The 16522-nt window shown below is 54.5% G+C and carries 15 protein-coding genes; 14 read left to right on the top strand and 1 reads right to left on the bottom strand.

What is annotated here, in order from left to right:
• Positions 1–99: 99 nt before the first annotated feature.
• From QZ506_RS10040 to nuoN, 14 genes are all read left to right on the top strand, one after another.
• Entirely contained in the window at positions 100–297 is a 198-nt protein-coding gene (locus QZ506_RS10040) for a hypothetical protein (RefSeq protein WP_291970834.1), read from the top strand.
• A gap of 655 nt (positions 298–952) precedes the next feature.
• Positions 953–1396, top strand: coding sequence for an NADH-quinone oxidoreductase subunit A (locus QZ506_RS10035; protein ID WP_222157561.1), 444 nt, complete (start codon positions 953–955; stop codon positions 1394–1396).
• A gap of 17 nt (positions 1397–1413) precedes the next feature.
• Positions 1414–2088, top strand: coding sequence for an NADH-quinone oxidoreductase subunit B family protein (locus QZ506_RS10030; protein WP_222157560.1), 675 nt, complete (start codon positions 1414–1416; stop codon positions 2086–2088).
• 112 nt (positions 2089–2200) lie between these two features.
• Positions 2201–4000, top strand: coding sequence for an NADH-quinone oxidoreductase subunit C/D (nuoC, locus tag QZ506_RS10025; RefSeq protein WP_291970830.1), 1800 nt, complete (start codon positions 2201–2203; stop codon positions 3998–4000).
• A gap of 2 nt (positions 4001–4002) precedes the next feature.
• On the top strand, positions 4003–4536 hold the full coding sequence (gene nuoE, locus QZ506_RS10020; RefSeq protein WP_291970828.1) for an NADH-quinone oxidoreductase subunit NuoE: 534 nt from the start codon (positions 4003–4005) through the stop codon (positions 4534–4536).
• Positions 4533–5882, top strand: a complete 1350-nt coding sequence (gene nuoF, locus QZ506_RS10015) for an NADH-quinone oxidoreductase subunit NuoF (protein WP_291970826.1) — start codon at positions 4533–4535, stop codon at positions 5880–5882. Before nuoE ends, nuoF begins: the two co-directional genes overlap by 4 nt.
• A 108-nt stretch (positions 5883–5990) precedes the next feature.
• Positions 5991–8726, top strand: a complete 2736-nt coding sequence (gene nuoG, locus QZ506_RS10010; RefSeq protein ID WP_291970824.1) for an NADH-quinone oxidoreductase subunit NuoG — start codon at positions 5991–5993, stop codon at positions 8724–8726.
• On the top strand, positions 8723–9700 hold the full coding sequence (gene nuoH, locus QZ506_RS10005) for an NADH-quinone oxidoreductase subunit NuoH (RefSeq protein WP_291970822.1): 978 nt from the start codon (positions 8723–8725) through the stop codon (positions 9698–9700). Before nuoG ends, nuoH begins: the two co-directional genes overlap by 4 nt.
• Positions 9701–9713: 13 nt before the next feature.
• The gene (gene nuoI, locus QZ506_RS10000; RefSeq protein WP_291970820.1) at positions 9714–10256 is read left to right on the top strand and encodes an NADH-quinone oxidoreductase subunit NuoI; all 543 of its coding nucleotides are present in this window, start codon (positions 9714–9716) and stop codon (positions 10254–10256) included.
• Positions 10257–10266: 10 nt separating this feature from the next.
• The gene (nuoJ, locus tag QZ506_RS09995; protein ID WP_291970818.1) at positions 10267–10815 is read left to right on the top strand and encodes an NADH-quinone oxidoreductase subunit J; all 549 of its coding nucleotides are present in this window, start codon (positions 10267–10269) and stop codon (positions 10813–10815) included.
• Positions 10812–11114, top strand: coding sequence for an NADH-quinone oxidoreductase subunit NuoK (nuoK, locus tag QZ506_RS09990; protein ID WP_291970816.1), 303 nt, complete (start codon positions 10812–10814; stop codon positions 11112–11114). Before nuoJ ends, nuoK begins: the two co-directional genes overlap by 4 nt.
• Positions 11111–12961 (top strand): NADH-quinone oxidoreductase subunit L, encoded by a 1851-nt coding sequence (nuoL, locus tag QZ506_RS09985; protein ID WP_291970814.1) that lies wholly within the window; start codon positions 11111–11113, stop codon positions 12959–12961. The genes nuoK and nuoL overlap by 4 nt, the downstream gene beginning before the upstream one ends.
• 144 nt (positions 12962–13105) lie before the next feature.
• Positions 13106–14641, top strand: a complete 1536-nt coding sequence (gene nuoM / locus QZ506_RS09980; protein WP_291970813.1) for an NADH-quinone oxidoreductase subunit M — start codon at positions 13106–13108, stop codon at positions 14639–14641.
• Positions 14642–14647: 6 nt separating this feature from the next.
• Positions 14648–16105: an NADH-quinone oxidoreductase subunit NuoN gene (gene nuoN, locus QZ506_RS09975; protein ID WP_291970811.1), complete on the top strand. Its 1458-nt coding sequence runs from the start codon at positions 14648–14650 to the stop codon at positions 16103–16105.
• Between the two features lie 105 nt (positions 16106–16210).
• Here the strand turns inward: nuoN and QZ506_RS09970 are convergent.
• A partial coding sequence (locus QZ506_RS09970) for a transposase (protein ID WP_367273000.1) occupies positions 16211–16522 on the bottom strand: 312 nt, incomplete at its 5' end.

Genomic DNA, 16522 nt, shown 5'->3' with positions numbered 1-16522 from the left:
CTGCTTGAGGGCCTTGTTATAAGAGGGCCAGTTGGTGATTTTAAAATTTTGTTTTGCCATGGAGACCTGATTTTGAAACAACTGTGGTGATCTGCTCCGATGATTACCCAAAAGTTCTATTTATTCAACAAAGCCTGTAAACGCCTGCAAGAAGGCAACACTCTGGCAGATGCCATTTTCAATGTGGTAGCGTCTGGTCACTATTATCGTGGTGCGTTGCTTTCAGGTGCCTCAGCCAGCGACGATAACAGCACTAGCGAGGGGGATGCGGCGCTGAAAAATGCCCTGCTTATGTAATTCAGAACGTTGCACACGTTCATACGGGTATGGCGTAGTAGCAGGACGCCGTCACGGCTATGCACGTTTTTTTACTCCCTTCTGATTATCCCACTTCGTGATTATTCCCATTCGCTCGTGTTCCTCTTATCGTTATTCCTCGCGCTTTCTAAGGTTTTGTATTTTATGAAAAGCTGTTTCTTATTTTTCAAATGAATGTTGCAAACTTTCAGCTGTTAACATTGGAGCTGACAATTGGGTTTTTTTACTAACTAAATTGACAAAAATGTGTGTTGGATCAAAAAATAACCCTATTAACTCTAAGGGGGACCGGGTTTTCCGCACGAAAATGGTATAGTGCTTGTGCATTATCACCTATCCTTTAGCTAGCAGGTTGTTAACAACTACATCCACCAGAGCCAGACTGACTCGATTTAGCTGAAGTGTGAGAAGTGAGATGTTAACAAAACAGCGTGCATGTTAAGTTATGTGCTGTTATTTTTAGTAAGGTTGAAAGAAGGTTACAAAATAAAGGACGCAACCGCTGCAAAAAGCGCTTAACGTAGATGTTTTCCGCACTGTTTGCAGGGTGATTATCCTTCCTTTTAATCGATGTGACGCCTTAACTGCCAATAGAGCAGGTGTTCAACGTCACTTTTGATGAGTAAGCAAGAGTATGTCAACAACGACTGAAATCCTCGCCCATCACTGGGCATTTGCGCTATTCGTTATCATCGCCGTCGGCTTGTGCGGCTTCATGCTGCTGGGCGGGTTCCTGCTAGGTGGGAGAGCTAGGGCAAGGGCAAAGAACGTTCCCTATGAATCCGGGATTGACTCGGTTGGCTCTGCGCGCATGCGCCTGTCCGCCAAGTTCTATCTGGTTGCCATGTTTTTCGTTATTTTCGACGTTGAAGCACTGTATCTCTATGCTTGGGCCGTTTCCATTCGAGAAAGCGGCTGGCTGGGCTTCATCGAAGCTGCCATTTTCATTTTGGTGTTGTTGGCGGGGTTGGTCTACCTGGTCCGTATCGGCGCGCTCGACTGGACGCCGACGCGTTCAAAACGGCAGGTTATCAAGTCTGACTTTCCGGTTAACACTACCAACACTCATCCGCAGTAACAGCGAGGCACTTTAAGATGGACTATACGCTAACCCGCATAGAGCCGGACGGTGAGAATGACCGTTATCCCCTGCAACGCCAGGAGATCGTTACCGATCCCCTGGAACAGCATGTTCACCGCAGTGTCTTCATGGGAAACCTGGAGCATGCCTTACACGACACGGTCAACTGGGGCCGCAAGAATTCACTGTGGCCTTATAACTTCGGTCTTTCCTGCTGCTATGTGGAAATGGTGACCTCATTCACTGCCGTGCATGACGTGGCGCGCTTTGGCTCTGAAGTATTACGTGCTTCACCGCGTCAGGCTGACTTCATGGTGGTGGCTGGAACCTGTTTCACTAAAATGGCTCCGGTGATCCAACGCTTGTACGAACAGATGCTGGAGCCAAAATGGGTCATTTCCATGGGGGCGTGCGCTAACTCCGGCGGCATGTACGACATCTACTCTGTGGTGCAGGGCGTCGATAAGTTCCTGCCGGTAGACGTCTATATCCCGGGTTGTCCGCCGCGTCCTGAAGCGTATATGCAAGCGCTGTTGCTGCTCAAAGAGTCTATTGGTCAAGAGCGCCGCCCTCTGTCATGGGTGGTGGGAGAGCAGGGCGTGTATCGCGCCAACATGCAATCCGAGCGCGAACGCAAACGTGAAGAACGTATTGCGGTGACGAACCTGCGTTCGCCCGACGAGATTTAATCTGTTAATGGCAAGCAGATTGGCTGCGTAATACTACTCTCACAGGGTAGCAAGATAATAAACGGCAGCCGCACCATTAACAGGATGGCAAGATTACCGTGGTGATATATTTATGACAGATTTAACGACGCACGACCTCGCGCAGCCGGCCTGGGCTACCCGCGATCACCGGGATGATCCCGTCGTTGGCGAGCTGTGTAACCGTTTTGGACCCGAAGCCTTTACCGTGCAGGCAACCCGTACTGGGATGCAGGTTGTATGGGTAAAGCGTGAGCAATTACTGGACGTTGTCACGTTCCTGAAAAAACTCCCTAAACCCTATGTGATGCTGTTCGATCTGCACGGGGTGGACGAGCGCCTGCGCGCACACCGTGAAGGCTTGCCTGCCGCAGACTACTCTGTCTTCTATCACTTCATCTCCATTGAACGTAATCGCGACATCATGATCAAGGTGCCATTGTCTGAAAATGACCTGCGCCTGCCGACCATGGTGAAACTGTTCCCTAACGCCAACTGGTATGAGCGTGAAGTATGGGACATGTTCGGTATTACGTTTGACGGGCACCCGCACTTGACGCGCATCATGATGCCGCAGACGTGGGAAGGTCACCCGCTGCGTAAAGACTACCCGGCGCGTGCCACCGAATTCGATCCCTTTGTGCTGACCAAGCAGAAAGAAGATCTGGAAATGGAATCTCTGACTTTCAAGCCCGAAGACTGGGGCATGAAGCGCGGGACGGAAAACGAAGATTTCATGTTCCTTAACCTCGGTCCGAACCACCCCTCATCACACGGGGCGTTCCGCATCATCCTGCAACTGGATGGTGAAGAGGTTGTCGATTGTATTCCTGATGTGGGCTATCACCACCGTGGTGCGGAGAAAATGGGCGAGCGCCAGTCCTGGCACAGCTATATCCCGTATACCGACCGTATCGAGTACCTGGGCGGCTGCGTCAATGAAATGCCCTATGTTTTAGCCGTAGAGAAACTGGCAGGGATCGTGGTGCCGGAACGTGTGAACGTTATCCGCGTCATGCTCTCAGAGCTGTTCAGAATAAACAGCCACCTGCTCTACATCAGTACCTTTATTCAAGACGTCGGTGCCATGACGCCGGTCTTTTTTGCCTTTACTGATCGCCAGAAAATTTATGATTTGGTGGAAGCCATCACCGGTTTCCGTATGCACCCGGCCTGGTTCCGCATCGGTGGAGTGGCACACGATCTGCCGTGCGGCTGGGAACGTCTGCTGCGTGAGTTTTTGGAATGGATGCCCAAGCGTCTGGATACCTACGTTACGGCTGCGCTGAAAAACACCATCCTCAAAGGACGTACTCAAGGCGTAGCGGCGTACAACGCTAAAGAAGCGCTGGAGTGGGGCGTCACTGGGGCGGGGTTGCGTGCTACCGGTATCGCGTTTGACGTGCGTAAATGGCGTCCGTATTCCGGCTATGAAAACTTTGACTTTGACGTACCGGTCGGCGACGGCATCAGTGACTGCTATGCCCGCGTGATGCTGAAAGTGGAAGAGCTGCGCCAGAGTCTGCGGATTCTGGAACAGTGCCTGAACAATATGCCGGAAGGCCCGTTCAAAGCCGATCACCCGCTGACTACGCCGCCGCCGAAAGAGCGCACGTTGCAGCACATTGAAACGCTGATCAACCACTTCCTCCAGGTGTCCTGGGGCCCTGTGATGCCGGAAAACGAATCGTTCCAGATGATCGAAGCGACGAAAGGCATCAACAGTTATTACCTGACCAGCGACGGCGGCACCATGAGCTACCGCACCCGTATTCGCACCCCAAGCTACGCGCACTTGCAGCAGATCCCTTCCGTGATTCGCGGTTGTCTGGTATCTGACCTGATCGTGTACCTCGGGAGTATTGATTTCGTTATGTCAGATGTGGATCGCTAATTATGCATGATCAAGACACTCAACAACCTATTAACGCCGCAGCCGATGCCGCGCCGAACGAGTCTGTTTTTGTATTGAGCGACGCTGAGCGCGATGCCATCGAGCATGAAAAACATCACTACGAAGATGCGCGCGCGGCGTCCATCGAAGCGCTGAAAATTGTTCAGAAACATCGTGGCTGGGTGCCGGATGGCGCTATCCATGCCATTGCCGACATTCTGGGGATTCCTGCCAGCGATGTGGAAGGCGTGGCGACGTTTTACAGCCAGATTTTCCGTCAACAGGTTGGGCGTCACGTGATTCGCTATTGCGACAGCGTGGTGTGCTACATCAACGGTTTTCAGGGCGTGCAAGCGGCGCTGGAGCGAAAACTGAAGATCAAGCCCGGTCAAACCACCTTTGACGGTCGTTTTACCCTGTTGCCGACCTGCTGCCTGGGCAACTGTGGCAAAGGCCCGTCGATGATGATCGACGAGGATACGCACAGCCATGTCAAGCCTGACGATATCGATTCGCTATTGGAGCCGTATCAATGAGTATGAACAGGATTTTGACGCCCGAACAGCATCCGCTGACCTGGCGTCTGCGTGATGACAAGCAGCCAGTATGGATTGACGAATACCGCTCAAAGAATGGGTATGCGGCGGCGCAGAAAGCGCTCAGCGGCATGGCACAGGATGAAGTGGTTAGCCTGGTAAAAGACGCTGGCCTGAAAGGGCGCGGCGGTGCAGGCTTCTCCACCGGTCTGAAATGGAGCCTGATGCCGAAAGACGAAAGCATGAACATTCGCTATCTGCTGTGTAACGCGGATGAGATGGAGCCGGGCACTTACAAAGACCGTTTGCTGATGGAACAACTGCCGCACCTGCTGGTGGATGGCATGTTGATCAGCGCATTCGCCCTCAAAGCCTATCGCGGCTATATCTTTCTGCGTGGCGAATACGTAGAGGCTGCCGTTAACCTGCGTCGCGCCATCGAAGAAGCTAAACAAGCGGGCCTGCTTGGTAAAAATATTCTTGGCAGCGGATTCGATTTCGAGCTGTTCGTGCACACCGGTGCCGGGCGCTATATCTGTGGTGAAGAAACCGCGCTGATTAACTCACTGGAAGGCCGCCGCGCGAATCCGCGCTCCAAACCACCGTTCCCGGCCTCTGCCGGTGCATGGGGCAAGCCGACCTGCGTAAACAACGTGGAAACCCTGTGTAACGTGCCTGCGATTATCGCGCACGGTGCCGAATGGTATCAGGGGCTGTCTGCTGGCAAGAGTAAGGATGCAGGCACCAAGCTGATGGGATTCTCTGGCCGTGTGAAAAACCCCGGTTTGTGGGAACTGCCGTTTGGCACCTCAGCGCGTGAGATTTTGGAGGACTACGCGGGCGGCATGCGCGACGGGCTTAAATTCAAAGCCTGGCAGCCGGGTGGCGCGGGTACCTACTTCCTCACCGAAGCGCACCTTGACCTGCCGATGGATTTCGAACATATCGCCAAGGCAGGCAGCCGTCTCGGCACCGCGTTGGCCATGGCGGTCGATCACGATATCAACATGGTGGGGCTGACGCGCAATCTGGAAGAGTTTTTTGCCCGTGAATCCTGTGGCTGGTGTACGCCGTGCCGCGATGGTTTACCGTGGAGTGTGAAGATCCTGCGTGCGCTGGAGCGAGGCGAAGGGCAACCCGGCGATATTGAAACGCTGGAGCAACTGTGCCGCTTCCTCGGGCCGGGCAACACCTTCTGCGCCCATGCGCCAGGTGCCGTTGAGCCGCTGCAAAGTGCTATCAAGTATTTCCGTGACGAATTTGAAGCGGGTATTGCGCAGCAATATCTGGGAAATACAAAAGCGATTGGCGGTATTCAGCCGAACCTGCTGAAAGAGCGTTGGTAATCAAGCAGACAATAACAGGAGACGAAGCACGTCTCCGCTGGCGGATAGCCTGCTCTTATTACAGAATTTTTGATTAGCGCCTGTGGCAACACGGGCCATTATGGAAGCATGCTGACTATGGCTACGATTCATGTAGACGGCAAAGAGTATGAGGTGAACGGCTCGGACAACCTGCTAGAGGCTTGTCTGACGCTGGGGCTTGATATTCCTTACTTTTGCTGGCATCCCGCGCTGGGTAGCGTCGGTTCCTGCCGCCTCTGCGCGGTGAAGCAGTACCAGAATGCGGAGGACACGCGTGGCCGTCTGGTCATGTCCTGCATGACCCCCGCAACCGATGGCGCGTTTATCGCCATCGACGATGAGGAAGCCAAACTGTTCCGTAAAACCATCGTCGAATTCCTGATGACCAACCACCCGCACGACTGCCCGGTCTGCGAAGAGGGTGGCAACTGTCATTTGCAGGATATGACGGTGATGACGGGACACAACTTCCGCCGTTATCGCTTTACCAAACGTACTCACCGCAATCAGGATCTGGGGCCGTTTATCTCTCATGAGATGAACCGCTGCATCGCCTGCTATCGCTGTGTGCATTACTACAAGGATTACGCCGGTGGTACCGATCTGGGCGTGTATGGTGCCCATGACAACGTCTACTTTGGCCGTCCTGAAGATGGCGTACTGGAAAGCGAATTTTCCGGCAACCTGGTCGAAGTGTGTCCTACCGGGGTGTTCACCGATAAAACCCACTCTGCGCGCTATAACCGCAAATGGGATATGCAGTTTGCGCCCAGCGTCTGCCAGCAGTGCAGCGTCGGGTGTAACACCAGCACGGGCGAACGTTACGGTGAGCTGCGTCGTATCGAAAACCGCTACAACGGTAGCGTGAACCACTATTTCCTGTGTGACCGTGGCCGTTTTGGTTATGGCTACGTCAACGCGAAAGATCGTCCTCGTCAGCCATTGCAGCGTCGTGGTGATGACTGGATTGCTCTGAACGCCGATCAGGCGCTACAAGGGGCGGCGGATGTGCTGCGCCAGTCAAAACGCGTCATCGGCATTGGCTCTCAGCGTGCCAGCGTAGAATGCAACTTTGCGCTGCGCGAACTGGTGGGGGCGGAAAGCTTCTACACCGGTATTGCACACGCTGAGCAGGTACGTTTACAGCTGATTCTCAACGTGTTGCGCGACAGCGGTGTACGCACCCCGATGCTGCGTGATATTGAAAGCTATGACGCCGTACTGGTGCTGGGTGAAGATTTGACCCAAACCGGTGCACGTATTGCGCTGGAGGTACGTCAGGCGGTGAAGGGGAAAGCGCGTGAGATGGCGGCTGCACAAAAAGTGGCAGACTGGCAGATTGCTGCCATTCTCAACATTGGCCAACACGCCAAGCATCCATTGTTTATGACATCGGTAGATAAAACGCGTCTGGATGATATCGCTGCCTGGAACTACCGTGCACCGGTAGAGGATCAGGCGCGCCTTGGCTTCGCCATCGCTCATGCGTTGGATGAAAATGCCCCGGCTGTCACCGATTTGGATGCTTCGCTGGCACCGAAAGTTGACGTTATCGTGCAGGCACTGGCTGGTGCGAAAAAACCGCTGATTATCTCCGGTACCCATTCTGGTAGCGAAGCGATTATCGAAGCGGCAGCCAACGTGGCGAAAGCGCTTAAACAACGCGGTTCTGATGTCGGAGTGACCTTTGTTGCCTCCGCTGCAAACAGTATTGGCCTGTCAATGATTGGCGGCGGTTCGCTGGAAGATGCGCTGGCACAGTTGGAGAGCAGTGCTGCCGATAGCGTGGTGGTGCTGGAAAACGATCTCTATCGTCATGCCCCGCAGGCGCGTGTGGATGCGGCGCTGGCTAAAGCCACCAATCTGATCGTTCTGGATCATCAGCGCACCGCGATCATGGATAAAGCGTCGTTGATCCTCTCTGCCGCCAGCTTTGCTGAAAGCGACGGTACGCTGATCAATCAGGAAGGCCGCGCTCAGCGTTTCTTCCAGGTGTACGATCCGGCCTACTATGACAACAGCGTGGTAATGCTGGAAAGCTGGCGTTGGTTGCATTCGCTGGCAACCACCTATCAGAGTCGTAAGGTCGATTGGACACAACTGGATCACGTGATTGATGCCTGTGTGACGGCGTTGCCGCAGTTAGCAGGTATCAAAGACGCTGCGCCAGACGCCAATTTCCGTATCAACGGGCAGAAGCTGGCGCGTTCACCCAATCGCTCCAGTGGCCGTACCTCAATGCGCGCCAATATCAGCGTGCATGAACCGCGTCAGCCACAAGACAAAGACACGATGTTCGCCTTCTCGATGGAAGGAAACAACAGCCCGACTGCCGCGCGCCAGCAGATTCCGTTTGCCTGGTCTCCCGGTTGGAATTCCCCGCAGGCATGGAACAAATTCCAGGACGAAGTGGGCGGTCATCTGCGCCACGGCGATCCTGGTGTGCGTTTGATCGAAGCGGGCGAAGGCCAACTGGGCTACTTCGACGCCATTCCGGCAGCGTTTAACGCACAGCCTGGACAGTGGCGTGTAGCACCTTACTACCATCTGTTCGGTAGTGAAGAGATGACACAGCGCTCTACAGTTATCCAACAACGTATGGATGAGGCTTACGTGATGGTCAGTCTCGCCGATGCGGCGCTGCTGGGCGTTAACGCAGGCGCGCTGCTTGAGCTGCGCTGTCAGGGGCAGACTCTGCGTCTGCCGCTGCGCCTGAGCGACGCTTTGCGTCAGGGACAGGTTGGATTGCCGTTAGGGTTCCCGGGTATTGCGCCGTCGTTGGCAGGGGCAACCATTGAAAGTCTGCGGGAGGCTGCACAATGAGCTGGTTAACATCGGAGGTTATGGATACCTTGATCGCCGTCGGCAAAGCCGTGGTGATCCTGCTGGTGGTAGTCACCTGCGGCGCATTCATGAGTATGGGCGAACGTCGTCTTCTCGGGCTGTTCCAGGGGCGTTACGGGCCAAACCGTGTAGGCTGGGGCGGGTCGTTGCAGCTGGTCGCTGACATGATCAAGATGTTCTTCAAAGAGGACTGGGTGCCGCGCTTTACCGACCGCGTGATTTTCACGCTGGCACCGGTGATTGCCTTTACTTCGCTGTTGCTTTCGTTTGCCATTGTGCCGGTCACTCCGACCTGGGGCGTTGCCGATTTAAACATCGGCCTGCTGTTCTTCCTGATGATGGCGGGGCTGGCGGTGTATGCCGTGCTGTTCGCCGGTTGGGCGAGTGGTAACAAATACTCTCTGTTGGGGGCGGTGCGTGCATCAGCACAAACGCTGAGCTACGAAGTGTTTCTCGGCCTATCGCTGATGGGTGTGGTCGCACAGGCGGGCTCGCTCAACATGCGCGATATCGTCGAATCCCAAGCGCACTTATGGAACGTGATTCCGCAGTTCTTCGGTTTTGTGACGTTTGCTATCGCCGGTGTGGCGGTGTGTCACCGCCATCCTTTCGACCAACCGGAAGCGGAACAGGAACTGGCGGATGGTTACCACATTGAATATTCCGGTATGAAATTCGGTCTGTTCTTCGTGGGGGAATACATTGGCATCGTGACCGTATCGGCTCTGATGGTAACGCTGTTCTTCGGTGGCTGGCATGGGCCATTCTTACCGCCTTTCGTTTGGTTTGCGCTGAAAACCGGCTTCTTCATGATGATGTTCATCCTGATCCGTGCCTCGTTGCCGCGTCCGCGCTATGACCAGGTGATGACCTTCGGGTGGACCGTCTGTTTGCCGTTAACGCTGCTCAATCTGCTGGCGACGGCGGCCGTGATTTTGTACAACGTGCACTAAAGGGAACTGAACCATGAAGATAAAAGACATTGTGGTTGGTTTCGGTACCCAGGTACGCAGTATCTGTATGGTCGGGTCCAACGCCTTCAAAAAGCGTGAAACCAAAATGTATCCGGAAGAGCCGGTTAACCCACCCCCACGCTACCGTGGTCGTATTGTGCTGACGCGGGATCCGGATGGTGAGGAGCGCTGTGTTGCTTGTAACCTGTGCGCCGTGGCCTGTCCGGTCGGCTGTATCTCGTTGCAGAAAGCGGAAATGAAGGATGGCCGTTGGTATCCCGAATTTTTCCGCATCAACTTCTCGCGTTGCATTTTTTGCGGGTTTTGCGAAGAAGCGTGCCCGACCACCGCGATTCAGCTGACGCCGGATTTTGAAATGTGCGAGTACAAGCGCCAGGATCTGGTGTACGAAAAACAAGATCTGTTGATCTCTGGGCCCGGTAAATACCCGGAATACAACTTCTACCGGATGGCGGGTATGGCTATCGATGGGAAAGAGAAGGGCGACGCCAAAAACGAAGCCAAACCCATTGATGTCAAGGGCCTGTTGCCCTAAGGAGCCGAGCATGGAATTCGCGTTTTATGCATCGGGGTTAATCGCCATTCTGGCGACCATACGTGTGATTACCCACACTAACCCCGTACATGCATTGTTGTATTTAATCGTCTCGCTGCTGGCTATATCCGGCGTATTTTTCTCGCTGGGGGACTATTTCGCCGGTGCGGTGGAAATCATCGTTTATGCCGGTGCCATCATGGTGCTGTTCGTGTTTGTGGTGATGATGCTCAATCTTGGCAACAGCGTAACCGAGCAGGAAAGCGCCTGGCTGAAGCCGGGAGTGTGGATTGGTCCTAGTCTGCTTTCGCTGCTGCTGCTGATTGTGGTGGTCAGGGCGATTTTCAGCCTGAGCGGCGCGGAAATTTCCGGTGCGGTAATCGACGCCAAAGCCGTGGGGATCACGCTGTTTGGGCCGTATGTGCTGGCGGTTGAACTGGCCTCCATGCTGCTGCTGGCCGGGCTGGTGGTTGCGTTCCACGTAGGCCGTGAAGACAAAATGCTCGATAAGCAGCCGAAAGAAGATGCAGAGAAGAAACTGGCGGAGGAGCGCGCATGATCCCGTTACAACATGGGCTATCCCTAGCTGCCATTTTATTTCTGCTCGGGCTGACTGGTCTGATTATTCGGCGTAACCTATTGTTTATGCTGATCAGTCTGGAAGTGATGATCAATGCCGCCGCGCTGGCGTTTGTGGTTGCCGGCAGCTATTGGGGGCACGCGGATGGGCAGGTGATGTATGTTCTGGCGATCACGCTGGCGGCAGCGGAAGCCAGTATCGGTCTGGCGCTCTTGCTCCAGATGTACCGCCGTCGTCATACCCTGAATATCGATACTGTCAGTGAGATGCGCGGATGAACTTACTCTACTTAACAATATTATTCCCGCTGATCGGCTTTTTGCTGTTGGCATTTTCACGCGGTCGTTGGTCGGAAAATACCGCCGCGACCGTGGGCGTGGGTTCTATCGGGTTGGCCGCATTGACCATCTGTTGGGTCGCGATTGATTTCTTTGCGCAGCACCATGAAGGCGGCGTGACCTTTTTCAATCAACATCTGTGGACTTGGATGGCAGTAGGCAACTTTGATATTGCCTTCCGTCTGGCGCTGGATGGACTGTCTCTTATCATGCTGTCGGTAGTGACGGGCGTAGGCTTCTTTATCCATCTGTTCGCCTCCTGGTACATGCGCGGTGAAGAGGGGTACTCTCGCTTCTTCGCCTACACCAACCTGTTTATTGCCAGCATGGTGATTCTGGCGTTGGCGGACAACCTGCTGCTGATGTATCTCGGCTGGGAAGGGGTAGGGCTGTGCAGTTATCTGCTGATCGGTTTCTACTACACCAATCCGAAGAACGGTGCAGCGGCGATGAAAGCCTTCGTCGTGACGCGCGTCGGTGACGTGTTCCTGGCGTTCGCGCTGTTCATCCTGTTCAAAGAGCTGGGTACGCTCAATTTCCGCGAACTGATGGTGTTGGCACCGCAGAAACTGGCAGAAGGGTCTCCGGCGATTACCTGGGCAACGCTGATGTTGCTGGGGGGCGCTGTGGGTAAATCTGCCCAGTTGCCGCTGCAAACTTGGCTGGCGGATGCGATGGCTGGCCCGACTCCCGTCTCTGCGTTGATTCACGCTGCGACCATGGTGACGGCAGGGGTTTACCTGATTGCCCGTACGCACGGCTTGTTCCTGATGGCGCCAGATGTGCTGCATCTGGTGGGCGTTGTCGGTGCCGTAACACTGGTGCTGGCGGGATTTGCAGCACTGGTACAAAGCGACATCAAACGCGTGTTGGCATACTCCACCATGAGCCAGATCGGTTACATGTTCCTGGCGTTGGGAGTGCAGGCGTGGGACGCGGCGATTTTCCACCTGATGACGCATGCCTTCTTTAAAGCATTGCTGTTCCTGGCCTCCGGCTCGGTGATTCTCGCCTGCCATCACGAACAGAACATCTTCAAGATGGGCGGGCTGCGTAAAACGATTCCGCTGGTGTATGTCAGCTTCCTGATTGGCGGCTCGGCGTTGGCAGCGCTGCCGTTGGTTACCGCAGGCTTCTTCAGTAAAGATGAAATTCTGGCGGGCGCTTGGGCTAACGGTCATATGGATCTGATGATTGCGGGGCTGGCAGGGGCGTTTATGACGTCGCTTTATACCTTCCGCATGATTTTCATCGTGTTCCATGGTGAAGCGAAGACCAAAGCGCACACAGGCAAAGGACTGTCTCACCACATTCCTTTGCTGGTGCTGATGGTACTCTCCACTTTCGTTGGTGCACTGATTGTGCCGCCGTTGCACGGCGTACTGCCGCAGACCACGGAACTCGGCCATGACCGTAACTTGAAGTTGGAAATCGCGTCTGGCGTGGTAGCGATTGCCGGTATTCTGCTGGCTGCCATGCTGTGGCTGGGTAAACGTCAGTTCGTGACCAGCGTAGCGCAGAGTGCACCGTGTCGCTTCTTCTCCACATGGTGGTTCCACGCTTGGGGATTTGACTGGCTGTATGAAAAAGTCTTCGTACAACCGTATCTGGCGATTGCCAAACTGCTACAGCGCGACCCGTTGAACGTGATGATGGGCTTGCCTGCCGTAGTGGTGAGTTGGGGCAACAAGGGGTTGGCCGTCAGTCAGAATGGTCAACTGCGCTGGTATGTTGCGTCAATGGGTGTAGGGGCGGTTGTGGTGCTGGCATTGTTACAGTTTATCTGATGGCCTGTTATCTGATGAAACAGTGCCGTGAGATAAACGCGATGAAAGACACGCAGTAATGATGCGCAGGGGCGGGAGGCCAAGAGTAATGGCTTCCGCCACAGCATGTTTTCAGATTTCTTAAAATTAGGGACGCAAAACGCCATGCTACTACCTTGGCTAATACTTCTCCCCTTTATCGGCGGCCTGCTGTGCTGGCAGCTCGAGCGCTTTGGCACCCGCGTGCCGCGCTGGATCGCACTGATATCGATGGGGTTAACGCTGGTGCTGTCGCTGCTGCTTTGGTCGCAGGGCGGGTACTCTTTAACGGCACAGGCTGATGTGCCGCTCTGGCAATCTGAATACAACGTGTCGTGGATCCCGCGCTTCGGTATCGGTATCCACCTGGCTCTGGATGGGTTGTCGCTGCTGATGGTCGTGTTGGCCGGCCTGCTGGGGGTGTTGGCAATCCTCTGTTCGTGTAATGAAATTCAGCGTTATCAGGGGTTCTTCCACCTGAACCTGCTGTGGATCCTAGGCGGTATGATTGGCGTGTTCCTGGCAATTGATATGTTCCTGTTCTTCTTCTTCTGGGAGATGATGCTGGTGCCGATGTATTTCCTCATCGCACTGTGGGGACACAAAGGTTCCGACGGGAAAACGCGTATTACCGCGGCCACCAAGTTCTTCATCTACACCCAGGCCAGCGGTCTGATCATGCTGATTGCCATTCTGGCGCTGGTGTTTGTGCATCACGATGCCACCGGGGTGTGGACCTTTAACTACACCGATTTGTTGAAAACACCGATGTCGCGCGGCGTGGAATACATGCTGATGCTGGGCTTCTTTATCGCCTTTGCCGTGAAAATGCCTGTGGTGCCGCTGCACGGCTGGTTGCCGGATGCGCACAGTCAGGCTCCTACGGCGGGTTCTGTTGACCTGGCGGGTATCTTGCTGAAAACTGCGGCCTACGGCCTTCTGCGTTTCAGCCTGCCGCTGTTCCCCAATGCATCCCATGAATTTGCTCCCATCGCGATGTGGCTGGGCGTTATCGGTATCTTCTACGGTGCCTGGATGGCGTTTATGCAGACCGATATCAAACGCCTGATTGCCTACACTTCGGTGTCACATATGGGCTTTGTAATGATCGCCATCTACTCCGGTAGCCACCTGGCATATCAGGGTGCGGTCATTCAAATGATTGCGCACGGGCTTTCTGCGGCCGGTCTGTTTATTCTTTGCGGCCAGCTTTACGAACGCTTGCATACGCGCGATCTGCGCCAGATGGGCGGCCTGTGGGCGCGCATTCGTTTCTTGCCAGCGTTGTCGCTGTTTTTTGCGGTGGCGACCTTGGGTATGCCTGGCACCGGCAACTTCGTCGGCGAGTTTATGATTCTGTTCGGTAGCTACCCTGTGGTGCCGGTGATCACCGTAATTTCGACGTTTGGTTTGGTGTTCTCCTCCGTCTACTCGCTGGTGATGATGCAACGCGCATACTACGGCACGCCTAAATCCGAGGAAAAACTACCGGGGCTGTCCACCCGTGAATTGTCGATGGTGATGTTGCTGGTGGTATTGCTGGTGCTGCTCGGGTTGTTCCCGCAGACCATCCCGAATACGTCTGATGCGGCAATGGCTAATATCCAGCATTGGTTTATGTCATCAGTGACTGATTCAACACTTTCAACGACAAGGCAGTAATTCGCCATGACAATAACTCTTAAACACCTAGTCGCGCTTCTGCCGCTGTTAATCGTCGGTTTGACCGCCGTGGTTGTGATGCTGTGCATTGAGTGGCGACGCAACCATTTCTTCAATGCCACTGTCACGGTGATCGGCCTTAACATCGCGTTGTTCTCGCTGATTCTGGTGGGTAACGCCGGTCCGATGGACGTGACGCCGCTGCTGCGGGTAGATGGTTTCTCGATGTTCTACACCGCGTTAGTGCTGCTTGCCAGCCTGGCAACCTGCACGTTCGCTTACCTGTGGCTGGAAGGCTATCCGGATAACCGCGACGAGTTTTATCTGCTGGTGGCAATTGCTGCCCTAGGCGGGGTTCTGCTGGCAAGTGCTAACCATTTGGCGTCGCTGTTCATCGGTATTGAACTTATTTCACTGCCGCTATTCGGTCTGGTGAGCTATGCGTTTCGTCAGCGTCGCTCGCTGGAAGCGGGCATCAAATATATGCTGCTATCTGCTACAGCCTCGTCCTTCCTGCTATTTGGGATGGCGCTGGTGTATGCCGATTCTGGCAACCTGAGCTTTGCCAGCCTGGGTGCGCGTATGGCGGATCGTACGCTGCATGAGCCGCTGCTGCTGGCCGGCCTCGGTATGATGATTGTCGGTTTGGGGTTCAAACTCTCGTTAGTGCCGTTTCACCTCTGGACGCCGGACGTGTATCAAGGTGCCCCGGCGCCAGTGTCGACCTTCCTGGCGACCGCCAGCAAGATCGCCATTTTTGGTGCAGTCATGCGTCTTTTCCTTTATGCACCGATGGTTGACAGTGACTCGGTTAGAACCGCACTGGGTGTGATCGCGTTTGCCTCCATCCTGTTTGGTAACCTGATGGCGGTTGCGCAAAGCAATATTAAACGCCTGCTCGGTTACTCTTCTATCGCTCACCTCGGTTACCTGCTGGTGGCGCTGATTGCCGTGCGAACTCACCAGTTGGCATTGGAAACAGTGGGTGTCTATCTGGCGGGTTACCTGTTCAGCAGTCTGGGCGCCTTCGGGGTTGTCAGTTTGATGTCCAGCACGTACCGTGGACCGAACGGGGATTCCCTGTTCTCTTATCGCGGGCTGTTCTGGCATAAACCGATTCTGTCTGCGGTCATGACGGTGATGATGCTCTCTCTGGCAGGTATCCCGATGACGCTGGGCTTCTTCGGCAAATTCTATGTGCTGGCCGTGGGCGTTGATGCAAAGCTGTGGTGGCTGACGGGTGCGGTGGTGGTGGGGAGTGCTATAGGTATCTACTACTATCTGCGTGTCATGGTTAGCCTGTATCTGACTGCACCGCAAGAACGTCAGCGTGATACGCCCAATAATTGGGCGCTGACCGCAGGTGGCGTGGTGGTGCTGATTTCCTCCATCGCGGTACTGCTGCTGGGTCTGTATCCACAACCGCTGATTTCACTGGTGCAGATGGCGCAGCCGCTGATGTAATGCACTAGCGCATCAGGGTGTCATGTTGGTCTGATTTTTACCCTTATTGGGGCTTTGTTGAATAAATAAGAACTTGTAACGACTGCGCCCCATACGGGTAGATTGTTACGTGATGCGAATACTGTTCGGCATTCCTAATAGCGTGATCCGGTTAAGCGCTTTGACCATGGCCATGGCTTCACCCACCTGAGCATCGTAGTCTCTCAGGCTTAGATGACCACCCAGAAGCCTTTTGAACCGGAACATGGCCGTTTCAGCCACTGAGCGCCGGTGATAGCCCACTTTCTTTTTCCAGATATCGTTACTACCGCTAATGTGCTGATTTGCAACAGCGTGGTTACGCTCGTGGTAGCGATCTGGCCAATATTGCGCCCCCCTTCGTGGCGGGATAAGCGGCCTTATTTTCTTCCTCAGCAG

Origin of the sequence: Candidatus Symbiopectobacterium sp. (assembly GCF_020054415.1) — a bacterium.
Classification (GTDB): Bacteria; Pseudomonadota; Gammaproteobacteria; order Enterobacterales; family Enterobacteriaceae; genus Symbiopectobacterium.
Note: the sequence above shows the minus strand (reverse complement) of the source record. Positions and strands in the feature narration are given on the sequence as shown.